This is a genomic window from Elizabethkingia miricola (genome assembly GCF_001675285.1).
Taxonomy (GTDB): Bacteria; Bacteroidota; Bacteroidia; order Flavobacteriales; family Weeksellaceae; genus Elizabethkingia; species Elizabethkingia miricola.
Window position 1 is genome coordinate 138,693 of the sequence record NZ_LSGQ01000030.1, and the last position, 20,834, is coordinate 159,526.

Annotated in this window: 15 protein-coding genes and 2 tRNA genes; 7 read left to right on the forward strand and 10 right to left on the reverse strand. The window is 35.4% G+C overall.

Features of this window, described 5'->3' with window-relative positions; genetic code table 11:
* Positions 1–4: 4 nt before the first annotated feature.
* Positions 5–259, reverse strand: a complete 255-nt coding sequence (locus ATE49_RS15235) for a hypothetical protein (RefSeq protein ID WP_065082839.1) — start codon at positions 257–259, stop codon at positions 5–7.
* A gap of 182 nt (positions 260–441) precedes the next feature.
* On the opposite strand from ATE49_RS15235, the gene ATE49_RS15240 reads away from it, so the two are divergent.
* Positions 442–1,545 carry a hypothetical protein gene (locus tag ATE49_RS15240; RefSeq protein ID WP_065082840.1) on the forward strand — a complete coding sequence of 368 codons (1,104 nt, stop codon included), beginning with the start codon at positions 442–444 and terminating at the stop codon, positions 1,543–1,545.
* Positions 1,529–2,131: a hypothetical protein gene (locus ATE49_RS15245; RefSeq protein WP_065082841.1), complete on the forward strand. Its 603-nt coding sequence runs from the start codon at positions 1,529–1,531 to the stop codon at positions 2,129–2,131. Before ATE49_RS15240 ends, ATE49_RS15245 begins: the two co-directional genes overlap by 17 nt.
* Here ATE49_RS15245 and ATE49_RS15250 read toward each other — a convergent pair.
* Together ATE49_RS15250 and trhO are read right to left on the reverse strand one after the other, a co-directional pair.
* Positions 2,068–2,661: a 5-formyltetrahydrofolate cyclo-ligase gene (locus ATE49_RS15250; protein WP_065082842.1), complete on the reverse strand. Its 594-nt coding sequence runs from the start codon at positions 2,659–2,661 to the stop codon at positions 2,068–2,070. The genes ATE49_RS15245 and ATE49_RS15250 overlap by 64 nt on opposite strands.
* Before the next feature lie 136 nt (positions 2,662–2,797).
* Positions 2,798–4,168: an oxygen-dependent tRNA uridine(34) hydroxylase TrhO gene (gene trhO / locus ATE49_RS15255; RefSeq protein ID WP_065082843.1), complete on the reverse strand. Its 1,371-nt coding sequence runs from the start codon at positions 4,166–4,168 to the stop codon at positions 2,798–2,800.
* 289 nt (positions 4,169–4,457) lie between these two features.
* On the opposite strand from trhO, the gene ATE49_RS15260 reads away from it, so the two are divergent.
* Positions 4,458–5,981: a trypsin-like peptidase domain-containing protein gene (locus ATE49_RS15260; RefSeq protein ID WP_034871625.1), complete on the forward strand. Its 1,524-nt coding sequence runs from the start codon at positions 4,458–4,460 to the stop codon at positions 5,979–5,981.
* Between the two features lie 71 nt (positions 5,982–6,052).
* Here ATE49_RS15260 and ATE49_RS15265 read toward each other — a convergent pair whose 3' ends face one another.
* The 7 genes from ATE49_RS15265 to ATE49_RS15295 form a co-directional block, all read right to left on the reverse strand.
* Positions 6,053–7,663 (reverse strand): RagB/SusD family nutrient uptake outer membrane protein, encoded by a 1,611-nt coding sequence (locus ATE49_RS15265; protein ID WP_260233684.1) that lies wholly within the window; start codon positions 7,661–7,663, stop codon positions 6,053–6,055.
* Positions 7,664–7,744: 81 nt separating this feature from the next.
* A complete protein-coding gene (locus ATE49_RS15270; RefSeq protein ID WP_059346180.1) occupies positions 7,745–10,531 on the reverse strand; it encodes a SusC/RagA family TonB-linked outer membrane protein in 2,787 nt (928 codons plus the stop codon).
* 164 nt (positions 10,532–10,695) lie between these two features.
* Positions 10,696–12,354, reverse strand: a complete 1,659-nt coding sequence (locus ATE49_RS15275; RefSeq protein ID WP_233174401.1) for a RagB/SusD family nutrient uptake outer membrane protein — start codon at positions 12,352–12,354, stop codon at positions 10,696–10,698.
* A gap of 19 nt (positions 12,355–12,373) precedes the next feature.
* Positions 12,374–15,241 (reverse strand): SusC/RagA family TonB-linked outer membrane protein, encoded by a 2,868-nt coding sequence (locus ATE49_RS15280; protein WP_081278493.1) that lies wholly within the window; start codon positions 15,239–15,241, stop codon positions 12,374–12,376.
* Positions 15,242–15,389: 148 nt separating this feature from the next.
* Positions 15,390–15,830: a hypothetical protein gene (locus ATE49_RS15285; RefSeq protein WP_045183140.1), complete on the reverse strand. Its 441-nt coding sequence runs from the start codon at positions 15,828–15,830 to the stop codon at positions 15,390–15,392.
* Positions 15,831–15,836: 6 nt separating this feature from the next.
* The gene (locus ATE49_RS15290; protein ID WP_009087415.1) at positions 15,837–16,217 is read right to left on the reverse strand and encodes a RidA family protein; all 381 of its coding nucleotides are present in this window, start codon (positions 16,215–16,217) and stop codon (positions 15,837–15,839) included.
* A 26-nt stretch (positions 16,218–16,243) separates the two neighbouring features.
* Entirely contained in the window at positions 16,244–18,850 is a 2,607-nt protein-coding gene (locus ATE49_RS15295) for a putative LPS assembly protein LptD (RefSeq protein ID WP_065082846.1), read from the reverse strand.
* A gap of 45 nt (positions 18,851–18,895) precedes the next feature.
* Between ATE49_RS15295 and ATE49_RS15300 the strand changes: the two genes are divergently transcribed.
* From ATE49_RS15300 to ATE49_RS15315, 4 genes are all read left to right on the forward strand, one after another.
* Positions 18,896–20,194, forward strand: coding sequence for an N-acetylmuramoyl-L-alanine amidase family protein (locus tag ATE49_RS15300; RefSeq protein WP_059155931.1), 1,299 nt, complete (start codon positions 18,896–18,898; stop codon positions 20,192–20,194).
* 61 nt (positions 20,195–20,255) lie between these two features.
* Positions 20,256–20,327 (forward strand) — tRNA-Glu (locus tag ATE49_RS15305).
* Between the two features lie 70 nt (positions 20,328–20,397).
* A complete protein-coding gene (gene rpsT / locus ATE49_RS15310; protein ID WP_021348600.1) occupies positions 20,398–20,652 on the forward strand; it encodes a 30S ribosomal protein S20 in 255 nt (84 codons plus the stop codon).
* A gap of 12 nt (positions 20,653–20,664) precedes the next feature.
* Positions 20,665–20,739: transfer RNA gene (locus tag ATE49_RS15315), tRNA-Glu, on the forward strand.
* Positions 20,740–20,834 lie beyond the last annotated feature (95 nt).

Consider the following 20,834-nt stretch of genomic DNA (forward strand, 5'->3'; position numbering starts at 1 on the left):
GAAATTATTTTTTAACTTCTTCTTTCTTAGCGTCAGCAGCTGGAGCTTTAGCATCAGCTTTAGCAGAGTCAGCTTTAGGAGCTTCTACCTTAGCAGAATCAGCTTTTACTGGAGCAGCAGCAGAATCAACTTTAGCAGAGTCTACTTTAGCAGAATCAGTTGTACCTTCTGTAGCAGTAGCTTCAGTTTTTTTACAAGATACTAAAGAGATAGCAACGATAGCAGCAGCAGCAGCGATGTTTAAGAATGACTTTTTCATAATAAATTAAATTTAATTTTGTTAAAAATATTTTTCTAAATTGTAATGTGTTCTCTATTTGAACAAGACAAAGGTATGGCAGCAATAAAATTTGTCTGAGAAAATTAATTGTAATACCTTTGTAAAACTATTTTACAAAATAATATAACTGATAATCAATAGATTAAATAAAAAATAAATTTTTGACTGATTTAGAATTATTACATTTCGAACAGCTAAAATCTGAAGTTCAGGCCAAATATCTGGAAAATCATACACCTTCCTATGATGAAATTTCTAAATGGAAAGGCATTGACATCATCTATTTCCAGGAGGACCTCAGAAAAAATGCAAAAGGTAACATTAGTGAAAAGTCATTTTACACTTATTTCAAGACTTCTCCAACAGCTAAGTTACCACGTATTGACATGCTGAATATACTTTCGATATACGCAGGTTATAGCTCATGGTATGACTTCAAGAAAAATCATGCATTCGCCGAAGAACTTCTTTTAGAAAACGAAAACAACCTTTCCGAAACTAAAGAATCTCAAGTCGAAATTCCTTCCGAAGAGGAATATAAAGCTCCCGTCATTAGTGAAAAAGAAAACTCTCCGGTTACTCAGCCTCAGAACTCATTACCAGAAGTAAGTACAAGCAATAGTAAGCCAGCTTCTAAACCAATTATATCCAAGGTAAAGAAATACTTATGGATCGGTATTTCTGCTGTTCTTGCAATATTCGTAGCGGCATTAACCTTCGCAGACAGTTTCTTCACAAAGACTTACACATTTAAGTTTACAGATGCAGACAGAAGCCAGCCTGTGCAGAATGAGGTAGAAATAAAAGTATTGAAAGCGGGTGAATCCCCCCTTACCTACAGAGTAAAACCGAATGAAGCTTTTGTATACCCAACAAAGGACAAGACACTTAAAATGGTGATTAGCTCCGTATTTTACCGTACTGACACCATAATAAGAAACTTGGAAAATGCACCAGAAACTGAAGTAATTCAGCTAAAACCAAATGAATATAATATGATGTTATATTCCTATTCCAGGTCCAAAGACTTTAAGAACAGAAGAGCCCAACTGGAGAACCTGATCAGCAATGATGCAGTTATATACCAGGTATTTGACAATCAGTATTTCAATGTGGAAACTATGAGCAAGCAACGTTATATTAACTTTCTTTCGCTTCCTACTACCTCACTGGAAAACCTGGACGTTATTGAGACTAAAATCTCTTCCAATGGAAAAATAGTATTAATCAAATTCAGAATCAGAAACAATGAAAAGGGTTCATAACATATTTAATATAATAGCTGTTACCATAATTCTCATTATAGGATTAGCTGCCTGTAAAGAAAAATATAAGGGGAAAAACTCTCTGGAAACCGTAAAGTACAATAATAATACAACTACATTTTCTCCAATAGAATTAGACAGCCTTCAAACCATTAATAATATTACTGCTCTGAAGCTACAGGAGGTATATGATCTGGGAACTAATTATGCAGCAGGAAATAAGGATTCAGATATTGATGTTACGCTGTATAACCAGATTCAGGAATATTTCGAAAAGCCTGATTCTACCAAAATAATGCCTTTCATAAAGCAGTTGGACAGCCTGAAAGCTCGTTTTGTCAAAATTAGTGATGTATCAACATCCAAATACATTAGCGCTAAGGATACACTGGACTTTGCGAAGTATAAAATGGACTACTATGATAAGGAGAGAAAATATATCGGCTACCTTAATAAAGAAGTACAATATGCACTAAAAGAAGCTCCTGCAAAAGAAAAGAAATTCAAAAGTGAATTCAAATTCTATTTTGTAGAGTTTAAAGGTCCACCGAAGAAAGACAGTATTCCTTCTGGCAAGACTAAATAATCCAGCTTTATATCGAACTGATCTACATCCTGAATTAATTCATCAGGAGCAAAATAATTGACCCCAATTTTCAGTGCCGAATCTTTAACAGAACTGAAGAATCTGTCGTAAAAACCTTTGCCATAGCCTACTCTGTTACCTTGCTTATCCGCATAAAGCAATGGTGTAATAACCTGATCAAAGTCAACATTCTCGGGAATATTTGAGACAGGCTCCCAAATTCCCCATGAGTTTAACGCAAGTTCTGTATCCGGCTTATATGCTATTGAGATAATCTCATCATCTACCATCTTTGGAATAAAGACATTGATATTTTTTTTCCAGAAGTAATCTATCCACAGATGGGTATTAATTTCATTTTTAGCAGAGATAGGCAGAAAAATATGAATATTCAGGTTTTCAGAAATATTAAATTGTAAAAGATATTGTTTAAAGATCTTTTCAGACAAAAAAGCAACATCTTCAAGAGACATTGCTTTTCTTTCTTTTAAATATTTTTTTCTAAGTTCTGATTTTAATGAACTAATCATTTTTCATATTGATTTAACAGAGATAATGTTTACAGGCATACTTTTGCAGCTTTTCCCACCTGATCAAAAGCATCTTCCATAGGAGTTTTCACTGTAAAGAAGCCTTTTTTATCATAATCAGACTTTATTCTAAATCTTAATCCTGAACTATTTTGTATAGCTTGTCCGACAATCGAACTCTGAAAGGAAGCTCAAATGTAATCTGATCTCCTATCTTTGCAGTTTCACAAGGACCTCCATTTACATGGATCTGAGTAATTGTGATTTCCTGATCACCTGTTGTTGGCCCGGAAATTAAAACTTTATCCCCAACCGAAAGTTCTTTATTCTCGATTAAAAATTGTGCAATTTTCGATTTTGAATAATAATGTTCAGCTTTTCCGATTAAAGTCTTTTTAATTTTTATTTTCTGACGAATATCTTTCGTTTCAGGTTTTACTGTTACTTTTCCTAAAGATTCAGTTGATAAATCACCAGAATGTTTAAATTTCAATGCATCAGATTTTCCTTTTCTGAAAACCTTATTTCCAACCTGTAGGCCTTTTCTTAATGCAACCTGTTCTTCTAAAGGCAAATGGATTGTTTCCAGACATTCTGTTGAACAACAGTTTTCCATTGCTGCTTTACAATCATCACATTGGATAAACAATAGATGACAGGCATCATTGGCACAATTCGTATGATTATCACAAGGTTTACCACACTGGTGACATTGCGAAATGATATCATCTGTAATTCTTTCTCCTAATCGGTGATCAAATACAAAATTTTTACCAATAAATTTACTCTTTATGCCTTCTTCCTTTATCTGGCGGGTATATTCAATAATTCCGCCTTCCAACTGGTAAACGTTTTTAAAACCTTGATGTTTGAAATAAGCACTGGCTTTTTCACAGCGAATTCCACCAGTACAATACATCAGCAGGTTTTTATCTTCTTTAAAATCCTGTAATTGATCGTTGATGATCGGCAAACTCTCTCTAAAGTTTTCCACATCCGGAGTAATAGCACCTTCAAAATGCCCAACTTCACTTTCATAGTGGTTTCTGAAATCGACTACAATAGTATTGGGATCTTCAAGTAAATTATTAAATTCTTGTGCTTTTAAGTGAATTCCTTTATTCGTAACATCAAAAGAGTCATCATTCAAACCATCAGCGACAATTTTATGTCTCACTTTTATGGTTAGTTTTAAAAAAGAATGATTGTCCTGTTCAACTGCTACATTTAAACGAATCCCTTTCATAAAATCGTAAGCTTCCAACGTATTGCGAAAATCTTCTAAATGATCCGCAGGAACACTCATTTGAGCATTAATGCCTTCATTCGCTACATAAATACGCCCGAGAGCCTCAAGTGCGTTCCAGGCTATAAATAATTCGTCGCGAAATTTTTTAGGATCTTCAATTTTGGCATACGCATAGAAAGACAATGTAAGGCGTTCCTTACCAGCTTCATCAATAAGTTGAGCTCTTTCTTCTGCGCTTAATGTGTTATACAGTTGCATGCTATAAACGTTTTAAGTGAGAAAAATATATTTTGCAAATATAGTGATTTTTCAATTGAATATATTTGATCCGATACCACTACAATTTCCAATCCCCCTAAAACATGTATAATTATTTGAGTAAATATTTCAATAATCTAACAATATCCCGTTAAGATTACATTCATAACAATTAAAATTTCAAAACACTTGTTAAACTTAGTTAAAATAAGCCCTTTTAAGAAAAATACATCAACATTTGCCTTAAATTTGATTACTCAATAATAAATAAAAAAAGTACTATAATAAAATGGATTTCAAAAAAATTATGCCGTTGGCTGTAGTAGGAGTCCTTTCTGCAGCGACTACTGTAGGCACCCTTCACTACTTTGACAGTAATCATGATACAAATGGAGATTTTAATTATTTCCATTCTTCAAGAAAAGACGGGCAATTTGCCAGCCTGAACGCAGTGGCATTAGGAGATGACTTTGTAAAAGCATCTAAAACTGCAGTTCCTGCCGTTGTCACAATTAAGAACTACCAGAGCAATGCCGGAAGAAACCGTGGAATGGATCAGGATCTGTTCGACTTCTTCTTCGGTGATCCGTTTGGAGGAAGAAAACAACAGCAGCCTCAGCAGCAGCAACCACCAAAGGATATGCCTTCAGGTCTTGGTTCGGGAGTTATTATCTCTCCGGATGGCTACATCATTACCAACAACCACGTGGTAGCTAATGCTAATAAACTGGAAGTTGTACTAAGCAATAAGAAAAGCTACACCGCGAACCTGATAGGAACTGACCCTAGTACAGATATTGCTCTTTTGAAAATTGAAGATAAAGGTCTCCCTTATCTAAACTTTGCTAATTCAGATTTAGCAGAAGTTGGGCAATGGGTATTAGCTATTGGTAACCCATTAGGTCTTAACTCTACTGTTACTGCCGGAATTATTTCTGCAAAAGGAAGAAGCATAGACTTACTAAGCCAGCAAAGTAAAACTCCGATAGAATCATTCATCCAGACTGACGCTGTAATTAACAGAGGAAATAGTGGTGGTGCATTAATCAATATCAACGGAGATTTAATTGGTATTAACTCTGCAATTTCATCTTCATCAGGTTATTATGAAGGTTATGGATTTGCAGTACCTTCCAATCTTGCCAGAAAAGTTGTAGAAGATATTAAGAAGTTTGGTATTGTACAGAGAGGTTTCTTAGGCGTAAGCAATCTGGATCTTTCTGACGAAATGCTTATCAGACAATACAACCAGCAATACAAAACCAACATAAAGCCAGGAATTGGTATGTATGTTATTAATGTTGCTGATAATAGTGGTGCGTTAGATGCAGGAATTAAGAAGGGTGACATCATCACTAAAATAGATGGACAAAACATTACAAACTTTGCTGATCTTTCTCTTGCCATCGGTAGTAAAAGACCTGGAGATGTTGTAAAAGTAAGCTACCAAAGAAATGGTAAGGAAAATACTACATCTGTAACTTTAAAAGATCAGGATGGAAATACTAAATTCCGCAGTAAAGCTGATTTACCTGTAGCCGAAAAGCTTGGCGCAGATTTCCAACCTTTAACTGAACGTGACAAAGTATACTTTGGATTAGACAGTGGTGTAGGTGTTACAAATGTTACCGACAGCGGCTTATTAGCTTCAATTGGTATCGGTGAAAGAAACATTATCACCGAGATCAATGGTAAACCTGTAAATTCTAAAAAAGATGTTGAAAAAATCCTGAACAACTATAAAGGTCAGGTAAATGTAAAATATCTTGATGATAATGGCAGAATGACCAGCAGAGGTTTCAAAATGCCTTAATCTGAATAAGGATTAATAGAATAATTGACACATAAAAAACCCCGGAAGCAATGCTTCCGGGGTTTTGTTTATTAATCTGGATTTTGAATCAGATTGGGCTGTGCTATAATTTGAGACTCTGGCAAGTATAAAACTACACGTTTATCATCAGGTTTGACTTCATAGAATGGGGAGGTTCCGTTAAGGTGAGTACCTGGATACCTTCTATTTAATGTTTTGCCATTTCTAAATATATCAAACTTACGATGCCCTTCGAACGCAAGCTCTAACCTTCTCTCATCAAGAACAACATCAAGGATATTACGGCCTGTTGGCAGAGAAGTATATGCTGAAATACCCGCTCTTTGTCTAATCATATTAATATCTGCAAGTGCAGAAGCAACATTACCTTGTTTAGCATATGCCTCAGCTCTATTTAAATACATTTCTGCAAGCCTAAGTATTACAGGAGAATAAAGCTGAGGAATTCCATCTTGTAATGAACATTTTAAGATATAGAATTTTGGATAACCATTTCTTTTATCCATATCATAATCTTTAGTAACATATGTTTTAACATTATTTTCATCATATGTATAATACAATGTCCCTTTTGGCCCTCCGGGCTCACTTAATAAATCATAAGTATAAGTAATATTAGTTTTAGGGTCCGTTGGATTAGGTTTAGTTATTTTAAATTTAGTTTTTCCTCCTTCTTCATATAGACGGCCAAACCAATATTTATAATTATTATCTACATAATAAACTGCTGGGATTTTACTACCGTTATTATCCAAAGTATACACTGGAGAAATAAATTTCCTTCTGGCATCTCCCGTATTTTGATCAATTAGATCCAGGTATGTTTGCGAAGCATACATCTCGCCCCAACCAACATCTTGAATATTGGCAAACATGGAACCGATAGTATACCAACCATGGTTATAATCACCATCTTTATTATACTTAAAAGCTAAAATAGTTTCATTGTTAGCTTCAGGCGTTTTTTTAGAATAATCTCCTAATTCATTTGTTGGTAAAAGACCTCTTTCCCCTGAGCTAATTACTTTATTTGTATAGTCAATAGCTTTCTGATTATCTCCCATATACAAATAAACCCTTGATAACAATGCTTGAGCAGCGATCTTAGTTGCGCGAATATGAGAGGTATTATCAGACATTAAAGTCTCAGCCTTCAATAAATCACTGATTACCTGATCATAAACCTGACCAACAGTAGACCTTGGTGGAAGATTGTTTACATCCGTATTTATTTTTATAGGTACTCCAAGATTCTCTTTCCCCTGATAATAGGGTCTTCCAAATATATTGACTAGCTGAAAATAACTATAGGCTCTTAGGAAATAGTTTTCTCCAATTAATTGATCCGTGGTTGAGTCTTTTCCCTCTTTTGCTAATTCTATAACCTTGTTACACCCGATAATTGCTTTATAGCCATTACTCCATATATTGGCAACTCTTCCTCCAGTTTTTACAAGTTTGTAATTATACATATAGAAAAAGTCATCAGTAGTTGTACCACTTAATGTAACATTATCTGTACCATATTCTGACGCACGATAAAGATTATTGTAAAAACCTCCTCCATCAGCATCTCCTTTTAATATTGCATAATTACCATTCGTTACTGTAATTATACTATTGGGATTAGATAGCAATTCATCAGAAACAATCTCCGACATTGGCTGTGTATCCAAATTACAACTCGTAACTGTCGCTGTAATTATTGCTGTATATATAAAATATTTTTTCATTTTTAATTATTAGAATGTTAAATTAACGCCTAAAGTTATCTTACGAGGCACTGGATAATGCGCAGCATCTGCTTCATTATATGGACTTGTACCATTTGGTCCAAAACCTACTTCAGGATCCGTGAATGAAAATTTCGTAAATGTAAACATGTTCTCTGCATTGACATAAATACTAGCATTCTTTATTTTCATTCCTTCTAACCATTGTCTAGGAATATTATAACCTAATCTAATCGATCGTATTTTAATAAAGCTAGCATCTTCAAGATATCTAGATGATGTTTTATTGGATAAGCTTGTATTATTATAAACTGCTTTTGGATGAGTTGCTTCGTCTCCTGACTTCTGCCATCTAGTCCAACCCTGCTCTGCAATATACATCTGGTTATAAGTAGGATAAGCTCCATCTGAATCAAAAAGTTCACGTGGCCCATTATAAATAAGACCTCCTTTAGAGAAAAATGCATTAATATCTAAGAAAATTCCTTTATATTGTAAACTAGAGTTTATCCCCCCAAAATAATCAGGCGTTGCAGTTCCTACTTTTTGTAAAGTAGCAGCATTATAATTATTCGTTGTCGATACTGTTCCATCAGCACCAACAACTTCCCACAAAGGATCTCCATTTTTAGAATCTACTCCTGACCACTTTCTCATATAAAAAGCATTAATATCTTCTCCTTCAATATATCTCTTATTTCCATTTGGAATTGGTTTACCATCTTTTAGAGATAGAATTTTGTTTCGATTCAGACCGATATTAAAATCCAGAGTCCATTTAAAATTTTGGTTTTTAACTACATCATAGTTTACTGCAATTTCAAACCCTTTATTTCTTAATTTACCAATATTTTGATATTGCCATACTTGACCTGCAAGAACCGGATACGTATAACGATATGACATATCATTATTATCCTTAATATAGAAATCCGCTGTAATTCCTAACCTGTTAAAGATTCTAAAATCAAAACCAACATTGGTTGTTTTAACAATTTCCCATGAATATTTTTTATTTTCTACCTGTGTCAAAACTGCTCCCGGGAAACCATCATAAGTATATCCAAGGCTTGTTCCAGGAATTGTTGTATAATAAAGGTCCTGCCATCCATAATAAACACTACCTGGTTGATTACCTACCAAACCATAACTCGCTCTAAGTTTTAATTCCGTTAACCAGTCTCTTTGAAGAAAGCTTTCTTTATGTAGGTTCCACGCAGCACTAGCTGACCAAAAAGTACCATATCTAACATCTGCGCCGTATATCGATGCTCCATCTCTTCTAATAGAAAACTGAGCTAAATATTTTCCTGCATAACTATAGTTAGTATTAAATAGAAAACCTTGGAACATATAAGAATTCCCGCCTCCAGTTGGCTTCTGCATTGTAGATGCCCCTGCATCAAGAACTTCCTTCCCTCCTACAATGTGAGATACAGAAGCATTAACCGATTCATTTTTGCTATCTTGAAATTCATAAGCAGCTAATGCATCAATAGAATGCTCTCCAAAAGTCTTATTATACTTCAGCATTTGGTTAAAGTATCTTGAAAGACGTTTTGTGGTATATTTATATATAGCCCCACCATTAGCACTTCCACCTATTGAAAGAGGATCCGAGTATGACATGCTATCATCATAGTAGAGAGTAAAGTTATTTACAGAGGAGTAAACAAGATTCTTTAATATTTTATAATCGAAATCCCCGTTAACAGAAACATTAAAGTTACTTCCTTTACTATAATCTCTTTGCAAATCATAATAATAATTAGACATATCTCTACCCCACCACTTATCCGGACCACTTGTTGGATAGTCTAATCTAGGCCTTCCTATTTTACCATCAGCCAAATATGGAGAATCCCATGGCATATTAAGGTACATCTGATATAAGCTATGCTGCTGATTATAATTTGTATTATAGGTAATTGATACTTTAGGCTTTAGAATCAACTTATTATTTACTTCATACTCATGATTAAGACGAAAAGCAATTCTATCCATTTTGTTTCCAATTACCGAACCCTCTTCTTTATAGTAATTTCCAGAAATGTAAGTTTTCGACTTATCCGTTCCTCCAGAAAACTCTACAGTATAATTCTGAATTAAACCCGATTGGGTTCCGGCATTTAACCAATCAAAATTTCGATTTCTAAGAACAGGTGTAAAATCTACGTCAGAATACTTCATCTCATCTGCCCAAAAATCATACATCTGCTGGCCGTTCATCAACTTAAACTTTCCTGTATTGAAGACCGAATAAGTTGTATTTGCCGTTACAGATAGTTGATTTGTACCTTTTTTACCAGATTTTGTAGTGACTTGAACAACCCCACTTGCTCCCCTGGAACCATATAAGGCAGTAGAAGCAGCATCTTTAAGAACACTAATACTTTCAATTTGATTAGGATCTAGATTAGGAGATCCATTAAAAATAACACCATCCACTACCCAGATAGGATTTCTTGCACCACTTATTGATGTTGCCCCTCTTATGATTATGGATGCCCCAGAACCTGGCGCTCCACTGGATTGTATTACCTGAACCCCTGCAGCCCGTCCCTGAATCATGTTAGCTACATTGGGCGTAGTAACTGCTTTCAAATCCTCTTTTTTTATAAGAGAATAACTTTCAGAAGTATTTCCTTTTCTCTGGGTCTTATATCCCAGTACAACAACTTCTTCAATTTTTTTTTCGTTAAGGGAATCTTTTTTCGTCGTCTGGGCATGTATTATTCCGGACATCAGAAAAAAGCATACCCCTACCTTCCCAAAATTTTTAATTTGAGTCTTCATAGATTATTACTTTTTAACTGTTTCAAATGTACAAAAAATGGTTCCATAAGCAAATTCACATCTTAAATAGCGTTAAAATATTGTGTTTTATACACTTATAGAACTAAAATATTGACTAATTAAAAAAACAGATTACCCAAAAAGAGTAATCTGTTTAAGTTTTTTTAATATCCTTTTTCTGACTGAGCTTGTTTTAATAACGGGTTATAATCAACTGCACTCTGAGGATAAGGAAATCTATTATACCTATCATTCCATACCCTTTTCTGAACAAGGCCATTGGTAATATCATAAGTATCCTTCATTACATCTTTGGCTATTCCCCATCTTCTAATATCTGAATACCTAAAACCTTCTTGAGCCAATTCAACCCTTCTTTCATTTCTTATGATATTTCTAAGACTTTCTTTTGTCTGATTCCTTTGGATCTTAGGCATTGAAACCCGGTCTCTGATAAGATCTAAAGCATCATATATACTTGCATCAGGCCCTGCCTGCTCATTTTTAGCCTCTGCGTATGTAAGCAGAATCTCTGCATAGCGGATAATTGGATAGTCCTGAGGAGCATTTGCTTCCTGTTTATATTTTGGGTCTACAAGCTTCCTGAAGTTATATCCTGTCCTTGATGTATTATTCCCTCCTTTATTCCAATTAAATGTGAAACCTTTTTCGATTTGATTCCATCTACTGGTTGGAAAAATAATACTTGCATACAATCTTGTATCTCTGTTTTTAAATTCTTTAATGTAATCCGGTTTAACCGCGCCATTATTATAATTAGCCGCACGCTCCTGCAAACTTGGTGGCGTAAATACCGAACCATCCCTGTTTAAATAAGCATTTACAAACTCAATAGTCGGTGTAATAGAACTCCAGCCGCTTAATTCATTAGGCATTAACAAAGTATATATTGAGCTCGCCTGATCCCATTGGCTATTTTCTATAAACTGTCTGGTTAAAATAAACTCTGAATTCGTTTCGTTTTCAGCCCAGAAAAGCTTTTCGTAACTTTTTAAACCTTTATAAAAATTAGTTTGATCATCTGCAGAAGAAAAATCAACAAAGTCTTTTCCATAATTATCTGCCATATCTTCTGCTGATACATTAGTTACTTTGAAAAGATTATAAGTCCCGGAATCTATAACCTGTTTAGCCGTTACAGCTGCATCATTCCACAGACCACTATATAGCTGCACCCTCGCCTTTAAAGCCAATGCCGCTCCCTTAGTTACCCTTCCTTTTTCATCGCCACTTCCACCTCCGTAAGAAACAGGAAGTACATTTGCTGCATCTGTTAATTCTTTTAAAATAAAAGTAACTACATCCTTCTCAGGAACAGGGGTTAGTTTATCGCCTGTTGGAACAGCTTCCTGAAACAAAGGAACTGCACCAAAAAGTTGTGTCAAGTTAAAATAATTAAAAGCTCGTAAGAACCTGGCCTCAGCAATAAATCTATTCTTTCTGCTTTCATCCATTTTTACTTTCCCTATATTTTCAAGCAGTGTATTTGCCCTTCGGATGGTTACCCAATCATAACCAAAATCAGTATTTGCAGTGATATCTCCGGCAGCCCCCACCGTTGCTGACGTCTCCCAAGGATATTGAGCATATGTATTATCGGTATAGGCATCAGAATACCATGCAGAACTCGCCGCACCTCCCAGAAACGAATAAACTCCGTTTAACGCTAGTGTAGCATCTTTTTCTGTATTCCAATAGGTTTCAGTTGCTATTTTGTCATCCGGAAATCGATCCAGATTACATGAATTGAGAGAGACTGCCATTATCAGAGAAGATAATATTGGCATTATATTTTTTTTCATAAGATTAAGAGTAATAAGATTAAAATTTAACGTTAAGTCCCAGTGCAATTACTTTTGTCTGAGGATACGATGCCCTTGAGCTTGCCATTTCAGGATCGAAGTCCTTCATTCTTTTATCTCCCCTAATTGTAAAGAAATTATTCGCTGTTACATAAATTCTGAATTTCTGAATTCCAAGATTTGAGAGTACAGAATTCGGAAGAGAGTATCCCAATGTTAAAGTTTTAATACGTATATAATCCGCATTGAATAGCCAAAAACTTGACGTTGTATTATCATTATAGTTCTGATTATTATTTGCCGATTCTAATAATCTTGGGTACACAGCATTAGGATTCGGATTCTCCGGTGTCCACCTTCCAAGAACATATTCTTTTGGACTACCACCATTAAAGAAAGCTTGTGAAGCCTCATTACCTAAATACACTTTAACATCCGCAACCCCCTGAGCTATAAAACTAAAATCAAAATTTTTATAAGTAATTCCTCCACTTAATCCAAAAGTAATATAAGGTACATCATTACCCAAAACAACTCTATCTGCAGCATCAATCTTCCCATCACCATTCTGGTCTTTATATTTTATATCACCTGGCTGAGTATTAGTACTAATTTTGGGATAGTTATTTTTAACATCATCCGCCGTATATAACCCCATAGCTTCATAACCATAAAAAGCCCCTACAGCATCATTTTGCCTTGAAATATATTTTCCATCTATAATAGGATCATTCAATTTTATAATTTTATTCCAGGTACGCGAGAAGTTAGCATTGATATAATATTGAAGATCTTTCTTATTCTTTTGATAGCCCACGCTTAATTCAACACCTCTGTTTCTTACTCTTGATAAATTCTCAGAAGGCCATTCTTTAGCGGGATCTGCCACACCTAATTCAGCAGGAACCGGGACCCTGTATAAAATATCTTTTGTCAGCCTGTCGAATACATCTAACTGAAATGTAAAGCTTCTGTTAAATAAAGTACCATCCAAACCTATATTTTTAGAAATTACAGTCTCCCATCTCAAATTTGGATTAGGAATCTTTGCAGGCCACACACCATTAATTTTTGCCTCATCCAGAACACCTGAAACACCTGTTGATAAAAGGCTTAAATAATCCCAATATCCAACATTATATACATTTCCTGTTTTCCCAACAGATGCGCGAAGCTTAAGATCATTTACAAACTTTACATCCTCCATAAACTTCTCTTTATCAATTCTCCAGGAAGCTAGTATACTTGGATAATAACCCCATCTGTTATTACTTGAAAATCGAGATGTTGCATCTGCCCTGAACAATGCTTCTATGAAATATTTGTCTTTATAACTATAATTAAATCTGGAAAAGAAAGACTGAAAAGCATCAGATTGAGGAAAGCCACTATTAAGCACATTCCCATCCGTATTAGCCCCTGCATCAATAGCCTCCATACCGTTGCTTAGTACATTTTTCCGCTGTGCCATAATTTCTCTAAGTCTGTTATCTTCGTATGAAACTCCCGCCAATAATTTAAAATCATGATTTCCAAATCTTGTGTCGTAAGATCCATAAAGCTGAGCAGCAAAAGAGGAGGTTTTATTCCATGTCTCTTTGTAGCTATTAGGTGTTATCTCTGAACCCGTAAATGGTTTTCCGGTAAGAAAATTCATAAGAGGCCCAATTTCATTTTTAAACTCTGTTGCTATCTGGGTCCGATCTTTATACGATAACTGACCTTCTAATACAGCTCCTTTAAACGGCTTTAACGTCCCGGTTATCGACCCTAAAAAAGTAGTTGATTCATTTCTGGTTTTCCCACTTTCACTTAATGAACGTAAAGGATTATCTTTTCCCAATGTTACATCAGCCTTACCTGCGTTAACACTACCCCAATCCCCATTACTCTGTATAGGCACCATTGTAGGCACCATTCTTGCAAGTGGAGTAATGATATCTGTCGCAGAACCACTTTTAATATCTTCTTTTACAAAGGAAAAATTAGAATTAATATTAAATATATCGCTCACCACAGAGCTTGTATTAGCCCTTACTGTATAGCGATTTAGTCCTTTATCCGGCTGTAGAGATTCCTGATTTAAGTAACCTAAACTAAGATAGTAGCGTGTCTTTCCCCCTCCGTTCATACTTACTGTATGTTCCATAATTGGGGCTGCTTCTTTGTAAACCAATTTATACCAATCAGTATTAGGATACAGATCCGGATACTGCCCAGATTTTGCTTTTTCTATTTCTTCACTGGTATAATATGCTTTTTTACCAGCATTTACAGCAGCTTCATTTCTAAGTGTCATATAATCTACAGAACCAAGTTTTTTAGGTAGATATGTAGCCATCTGATACCCCATCATTGCATCATAATTTACTGACATCTTTCCTCCAGTCCCTTTCTTAGTAGTCACCAATATAACACCATAAGCCGCCCGAGAACCATAGATAGCAGCAGCAGCATCCTTCAGAACAGTAAGATTTTCCACATCGTTAGGGTTAATCATAGCAAAATCTGTTTGGCTTACAATCACACCATCAACAACAAATAGTGGAGCTGATCCGCCTAGATTTCCACGCCCCCTAATATTGGGAGTACCTCTGTCATTACCGACATCTCCGGGGCGTTGTAAAATAGTAACACCAGGGAGGGCTCCCTGCATTGCAGTTAAAAGACTGGTTACAGGGCGGTCTTTCACAACAGCTACGTTAAGATTTGCAGCTGCTCCTGAAGCAGTAGTTTTTTTTTGGGTGCCATACCCTACTAAAACTACCTCTTCAATCTTTTTTTCATTCAGGGAATCATTCTTTTTGGAAGTCTGGGCATTTGCAAATCCTGACATTAGGAAAAAGCACACGCCTACAGTCCCAAAATTTTTGAGTTGAGTCTTCATAGATTACAGGTTATTAATTTTTTAGCTTTATCAAAAGTATAAAAAAAAAGCACATATAATAATATGTACTCATAATTTTAGTTAATTTTTTCAGAAAAATTTATTTTTCAATATATATTGAAATTATTTATTTCATATGAAAACAGGATTAACTTTTATTTTTTTTTATTTTACTCCACTTATTTGTCAAAACTTCAACAACCTTACCCCCAATCCATGAAAATGGGAAAAATATAAGAAAAATAGAAATTTTATAAAACGTAGGATGAAACGGAAATATGATAACATCAAGCATTGCAATAAAGAGCAATATAAAGCCGATAAGGATAGCATATGCCACTTTTGCATACTTTACCACAAGTGCTGTTACCACCCCTCCTATCATCGCTCCTATACCCGAAGACACCAGTAATGCTATGAAGAAATAATCCTTATTTCTGACGCTATAAAGAAGGTACTCCCATCTTTTAAAAGGAGCGAATTGCTCATAGGTAATCCAGGCAGGATTCAGCCGAACCCCTAAAGTAATAATCAGAGCTGCAACAAACAACCCCAGAATAACGCCAAATGTATTTCTTAAAAAATTCACGCTCTATTAACCCTTATGTGCAATCATAGAAATTTCTACATTCACATTCTTAGGAAGACATGAAACCTGAACCGTTTCTCTCGCCGGATAGCAAGAAGAATCAAGATAAGATGCATAAATATCATTCATCACTGCGAAGTCATCCATATTCTTAAGAAAGATAGTAGACTTTACAACGTCTCTGAATGTTAATCCTGCAGCATCCAGAATCGCTTGAAGATTTTTCATTACCTGATGCGTTTCTTTCTCGATACCATCAAGTATTTTCCCTGTTGCAGGGTCCATTGGGATCTGTCCTGAAATATACAAAACACCATTGATCATATTCGCTTGCGAATATGGCCCGATTGCCGCTGGTGCATTGTCTGTAGAAATAATTTCTTTCATGATTATTTTTCGTCAAATATATAAAATTAGAACGAACTTGTTGTATTAGGGAAACTCCTTGATTTATACTTCACTGCATCTCTCAGGATATTTGCCTTAATCCCGATAAAGAAGTCATAAACCTTATATGGCCCTCCGGTAGGAACCCAGTTGAAGTTAATTGTAAAGCTTCGTTGATCTCTGGAAAAACCTATACGAGTATACGCCAACTGCCCTGTAACAACATCATAATAAGTACTACCATTAATATTCCAGTAAGGTGTAAGCTTTATACTACCGTCCAATCCCACTGAGAAAGTTTTTGTTCCGGTACGGGTTAATCCTTTATTATAGCTATACTGTGCATTCACATTTAATGTCCACGGCTGCTTGAACCTTGCATAGTAATTATCGTCGAAATAATAATTTTCGTAACGTATTTCCCCTTTAGTTTTGTATTCTTTTGCAGGATCTTTCCTTTCTCCCAGAATAGCCTCAGATAGAGGTAATGACAATTGCGCATTGAAATTAGCAATACTAAATGCCCCGAATTTCTCTGTTCTTATCCCCTGCTCTATACCCGGTAAAAATTCAGTTTTATAAGGATCCAACATCATAGACATATTTACATTCAGTTTATTCTTAAAGAATGAAGACTGCGTATTGACACTAATCATTGACCATTTATACTTTGGAGCAGCAAAATTATAGTTTCCGGAAATATTCAGGTTTTCAAAGATTTTCACTTTTTCAACCCCCGTAGAGTCCTTTTTAGATTTAACTTTCATCTCCAGGCTGTTATTAATATTAAAGCCTACAGACTGCGTCAATCCTGTTCCGGGAGAACCATAAATACCTCCTTCAAATATAGAGTAAGGTACCAACATACCTGTTCTGTCATAGTATTCATTATAATACCCCCATGACTGAGCACTGAAGTCCGGCGCATAATTAAAGCTGATACTTGGCGTCACCATGTGTCTTATCGCCTGAACCTTGGAATTTTTATTAAATTTCAACATCCCGTACAATACCGTTTGCAAACTTGCTGAAGTCGTAAACGTACTGAACCCGGAGATATTCTTTTTATAATTATTATCAATTTTATCAGTAACAGGATTATAATTCCTATCCAGCGTCTTGGTTGTCATAACGTTATTCACATTAGCACTAAGTGAAAACGTAAAATACTTGAACAATGGTGTATTGGTAGTCAATCCAATCGTATTCTGCAATCCTGTCTGCATTTTGTCAAACATCGACTTAGTGAACAGTTCATCCTGTTTAGCATTTACGTAGTTAGTAAATGATAAATTTGTATTCACATTAATATTCTCCAGAAGACCGGTTCTGACTCCGGTTTTTGGTTTAAACAGATAAAACTGGTTCACATTTACCGTTAATTGAGGCAAACGAAGATCCACCAAACCTGTTGCAAAGTTCTGGGAATAAGATGCTGTTCCGTTAATCGTAACCGGCAGATTTAAAAACCTTTTGGTAAAGGAGATAGAAGAACTCTGCTGTGTATTAAGTGCATTACCCTGGAAGATATAGTTATTATTAAGGGTATTGTTATAGAACTTTGTACTTACAATATCTACGGATGCAGAAAAATTAAAATATGGATTAGCTTTTGTATCTTGGGAATGCCTCCATCCGATTCTGTACGTACTACTCTGTGAATAGCCATCAAGTCCTTTAATCCCTACAATTCTAGATCCGAATTCTGCTATAAAGTTACCGGTATAGCGGTAATTTTTCTTATAACCTATTTCTGGTCGCAAATTCCAGCTTCCTTTAGTATAAATATCACTAAGGATTTTAAGGTCAAAATGCTCGCCTATTGGCTGATAATAACCTAATCCATTCAGGAAGAAACCTACATCTTCTCTTTCACCAAAACTCGGAATTAGAATACCGGCACTCCTTTTTTCCGAAAACGGAAGAATTGCAAACGGAAGCACTAAAGGAGTTGGTACGTTTTCAATATACATTTGGACTGGCCCGGTAATAACCCGTGAGCTTTCCTTTCCTTTTATCATCTTGATTTTAGGTGCCAACAGATAATAATCGGACATGGAATCCTTTTTCTTCAGGAAGTATTCATCCGTTGTATATTTCCCCTGCCTCAGATAATAAATAGAGTCATTCGCCTTCTTTGTTTTACTAGCAACAATAGCTCCCTCACTCTCCTCAGTCCGGGTATTATAAGCTATTGCCTTATTGGTTTTATAGTTATAATTAAGACTTTCGGTTTCATATTTTTTTCCTCCCTGAGTCGTAATTACCGGAGAAACAATCTTTCCTTTATCATTAAGCTTTCCTCTTGCAAAAATCTGATTTTTGTCCCAGTCTATAGAGATATAATCAGCATCAATCTGAGTATCCTGATACACTACTGTAGCATTTTTATTCAGGATTGTCATCTTTTTAGGGACGTCACTCTTATTGTTATCTGCTTTGGTTTTTACTACGTCAGCAATCTTCTCTGTTTTAAGCAGAGAATCTGACTTTATACTATCCGTTTTCACCGCTATAGTGTCTGATACAACCTTTTTTCCTTTAACAGTTTGCTTAGTATTCTGTGCTAAAAAACTGTTAAAAATTAGGAAAATTAAAATATGTAAGGTATTTTTGAAACCGTTTGAACCCAAATCTATTCTATAATTATTCGGGTCAAAATTAGCAAAATTTAAAAAATGAAGATGAATAACCCCTTATTTAATCTTAAAAAATATTTATTCCTGCTTGCAGGCGTCCTTTTTATCAGCCTTTCGGCTCAAAAAAAATTTACACTTGTTATAGATCCCGGACACGGAAGTAAGAATGGCTCGGCCAGAACTTATTCTGATCTGGGTGAAGTAAGAGAGGATCATGTCGTCTTAGCCGTCGGGCTAAAATTGGGCAAGCTTCTTGAGAAGAATAAAGACATTAAGGTTATTTTCACCAGAACGTCGGATGTACTTCCATCACTAACAGAAAGAACGAATCTGGCCAACAGAAGTAAAGCCGATTTATTTGTTTCCATCCATTGCAATGCGACAGGAACCAACAACGGCTCCGCATACGGCACTGAAACTTATATACAGGGCCCCAACCAAAACAGTACAAATCTGGAGGTGGCCAAGCGAGAAAACTCGGTGATTTATCTGGACAAAGAAGACCGTCAAAACTTCGCCTCATATGATCCAAATTCTCCGGAATCACTTATTGCTCTGAAACTTCAGCAAAGCAAATATTTGGAAAGCAGTTTGCTTATCGGCAGTATGGTGGAAGAAAATTTTGAGAAAAAAGATAAAAGACTTTCCCGTGGAGTAAAGCAAGCCAACTTGCACGTTTTACGGCTTAATGCTATGCCTTCCATTCTTGTAGAAACAGGTTTTGTCAACAATTACGAGGAAGCACAATACCTGATCTCTGAAAAAGGGCAGCAGGAAATAGCAGAATCCATTTATGAGGCTATCATTAATTACAAAAAAGCCGTTGAGCGAAACAGAGGCTCTGTAAGCGTAGAAGAGGCTAAACCTGTAAAAGTAGAGACACCTCTGAAAAATGACTTCAGAATACTCTTAATGACAACCCAGAACAGGTATAATGAAAATGATCCTGCCCTGAGAGGACTCAACTATATCCTTCCGGTAAAAGAAGGGGTATTTTACAAATATTATTACGCCACTACAAACCTGGCATCTGTAAAAGACGGAAATATAAAAACAGCCAAAGATGCTGGTTTTATAAATGCTGTAGCCATTGGTTTTGTACCCAATGCTGTTATCGCAAAAGGCTATTACACTATAGAAGTTGCAGTTTCTAAAGAGAAGCTCAATAGTTCTTCCTATATACTTCAGACTCTTAAAGACATTAAGCGTGACAAAAGAGATGGTACATTTTACTATACTTTTGGCAAGGTAAATACCCTGGAAGCGGCTATTAAGCTCCAAAAAACACTAGAAGAGAAAGGCATTAAGAACACAATTATTGAAAAAGTTACAGAATAATTGAAAAATTATTTTGCAGTATCAAAAAAACGTTCTATATTTGCACTCACAAAAATCAAATGGCCTATTCGTCTAGTGGTTAGGACTCAAGATTTTCATTCTTGCAACAGGGGTTCGATTCCCCTATAGGCTACAAGTTTTTTGTAAAAATTATTTTGGTAATTAAAAAGATTTTTATATCTTTGCAAAAGTTTTAAAAAGTTATGGCAAATCATAAATCAGCTCTTAAAAGAATTAGACAAAACAACGTTAGGAGATTAAGAAACAGATATTATCACAAGACAGCTAGAACTGCTGTTAAAGTGTTAAGAAGTGAGACTGAAAAGGCTTCTGCTACTGAGCAACTGCCAAAAGTAATCTCTTTACTAGATAAGTTAGTAAAAAAGAACATTATTCACAAGAATAAGGCTGCTAACTTAAAAAGTAAATTAACTAAGCACGTTAATAAGTTAGCTTAATATAAAATTTAAGGCCCGTTCGTCTATCGGTTAGGACCTCAGATTTTCATTCTGGTAAGAGGGGTTCGATTCCCCTACGGGCTACCAAAGCTCTCAACAAATGTTGAGAGCTTTTTTATTTTCAGATTTTTCATTCCTCCACTTCTCAAAATCTGAAAATACTTTATAATAGTATTGAAACA

Coding starts and splice junctions, on each gene's coding strand:
- ATE49_RS15235 (WP_065082839.1), bottom strand. CDS start 259: ATGAAAAAGTCATTCTTAAACATCGCTGCTGCTGCTGCTATCGTTGCT.
- ATE49_RS15245 (WP_065082841.1), top strand. CDS start 1,529: ATGAAAAGGGTTCATAACATATTTAATATAATAGCTGTTACCATAATT.
- ATE49_RS15250 (WP_065082842.1), bottom strand. CDS start 2,661: ATGATTAGTTCATTAAAATCAGAACTTAGAAAAAAATATTTAAAAGAA.
- trhO (WP_065082843.1), bottom strand. CDS start 4,168: ATGCAACTGTATAACACATTAAGCGCAGAAGAAAGAGCTCAACTTATT.
- ATE49_RS15260 (WP_034871625.1), top strand. CDS start 4,458: ATGGATTTCAAAAAAATTATGCCGTTGGCTGTAGTAGGAGTCCTTTCT.
- ATE49_RS15265 (WP_260233684.1), bottom strand. CDS start 7,663: ATGTCGGAGATTGTTTCTGATGAATTGCTATCTAATCCCAATAGTATA.
- ATE49_RS15270 (WP_059346180.1), bottom strand. CDS start 10,531: ATGAAGACTCAAATTAAAAATTTTGGGAAGGTAGGGGTATGCTTTTTT.
- ATE49_RS15275 (WP_233174401.1), bottom strand. CDS start 12,354: ATGAAAAAAAATATAATGCCAATATTATCTTCTCTGATAATGGCAGTC.
- ATE49_RS15280 (WP_081278493.1), bottom strand. CDS start 15,241: ATGAAGACTCAACTCAAAAATTTTGGGACTGTAGGCGTGTGCTTTTTC.
- ATE49_RS15290 (WP_009087415.1), bottom strand. CDS start 16,217: ATGAAAGAAATTATTTCTACAGACAATGCACCAGCGGCAATCGGGCCA.
- ATE49_RS15300 (WP_059155931.1), top strand. CDS start 18,896: ATGAAGATGAATAACCCCTTATTTAATCTTAAAAAATATTTATTCCTG.
- rpsT (WP_021348600.1), top strand. CDS start 20,398: ATGGCAAATCATAAATCAGCTCTTAAAAGAATTAGACAAAACAACGTT.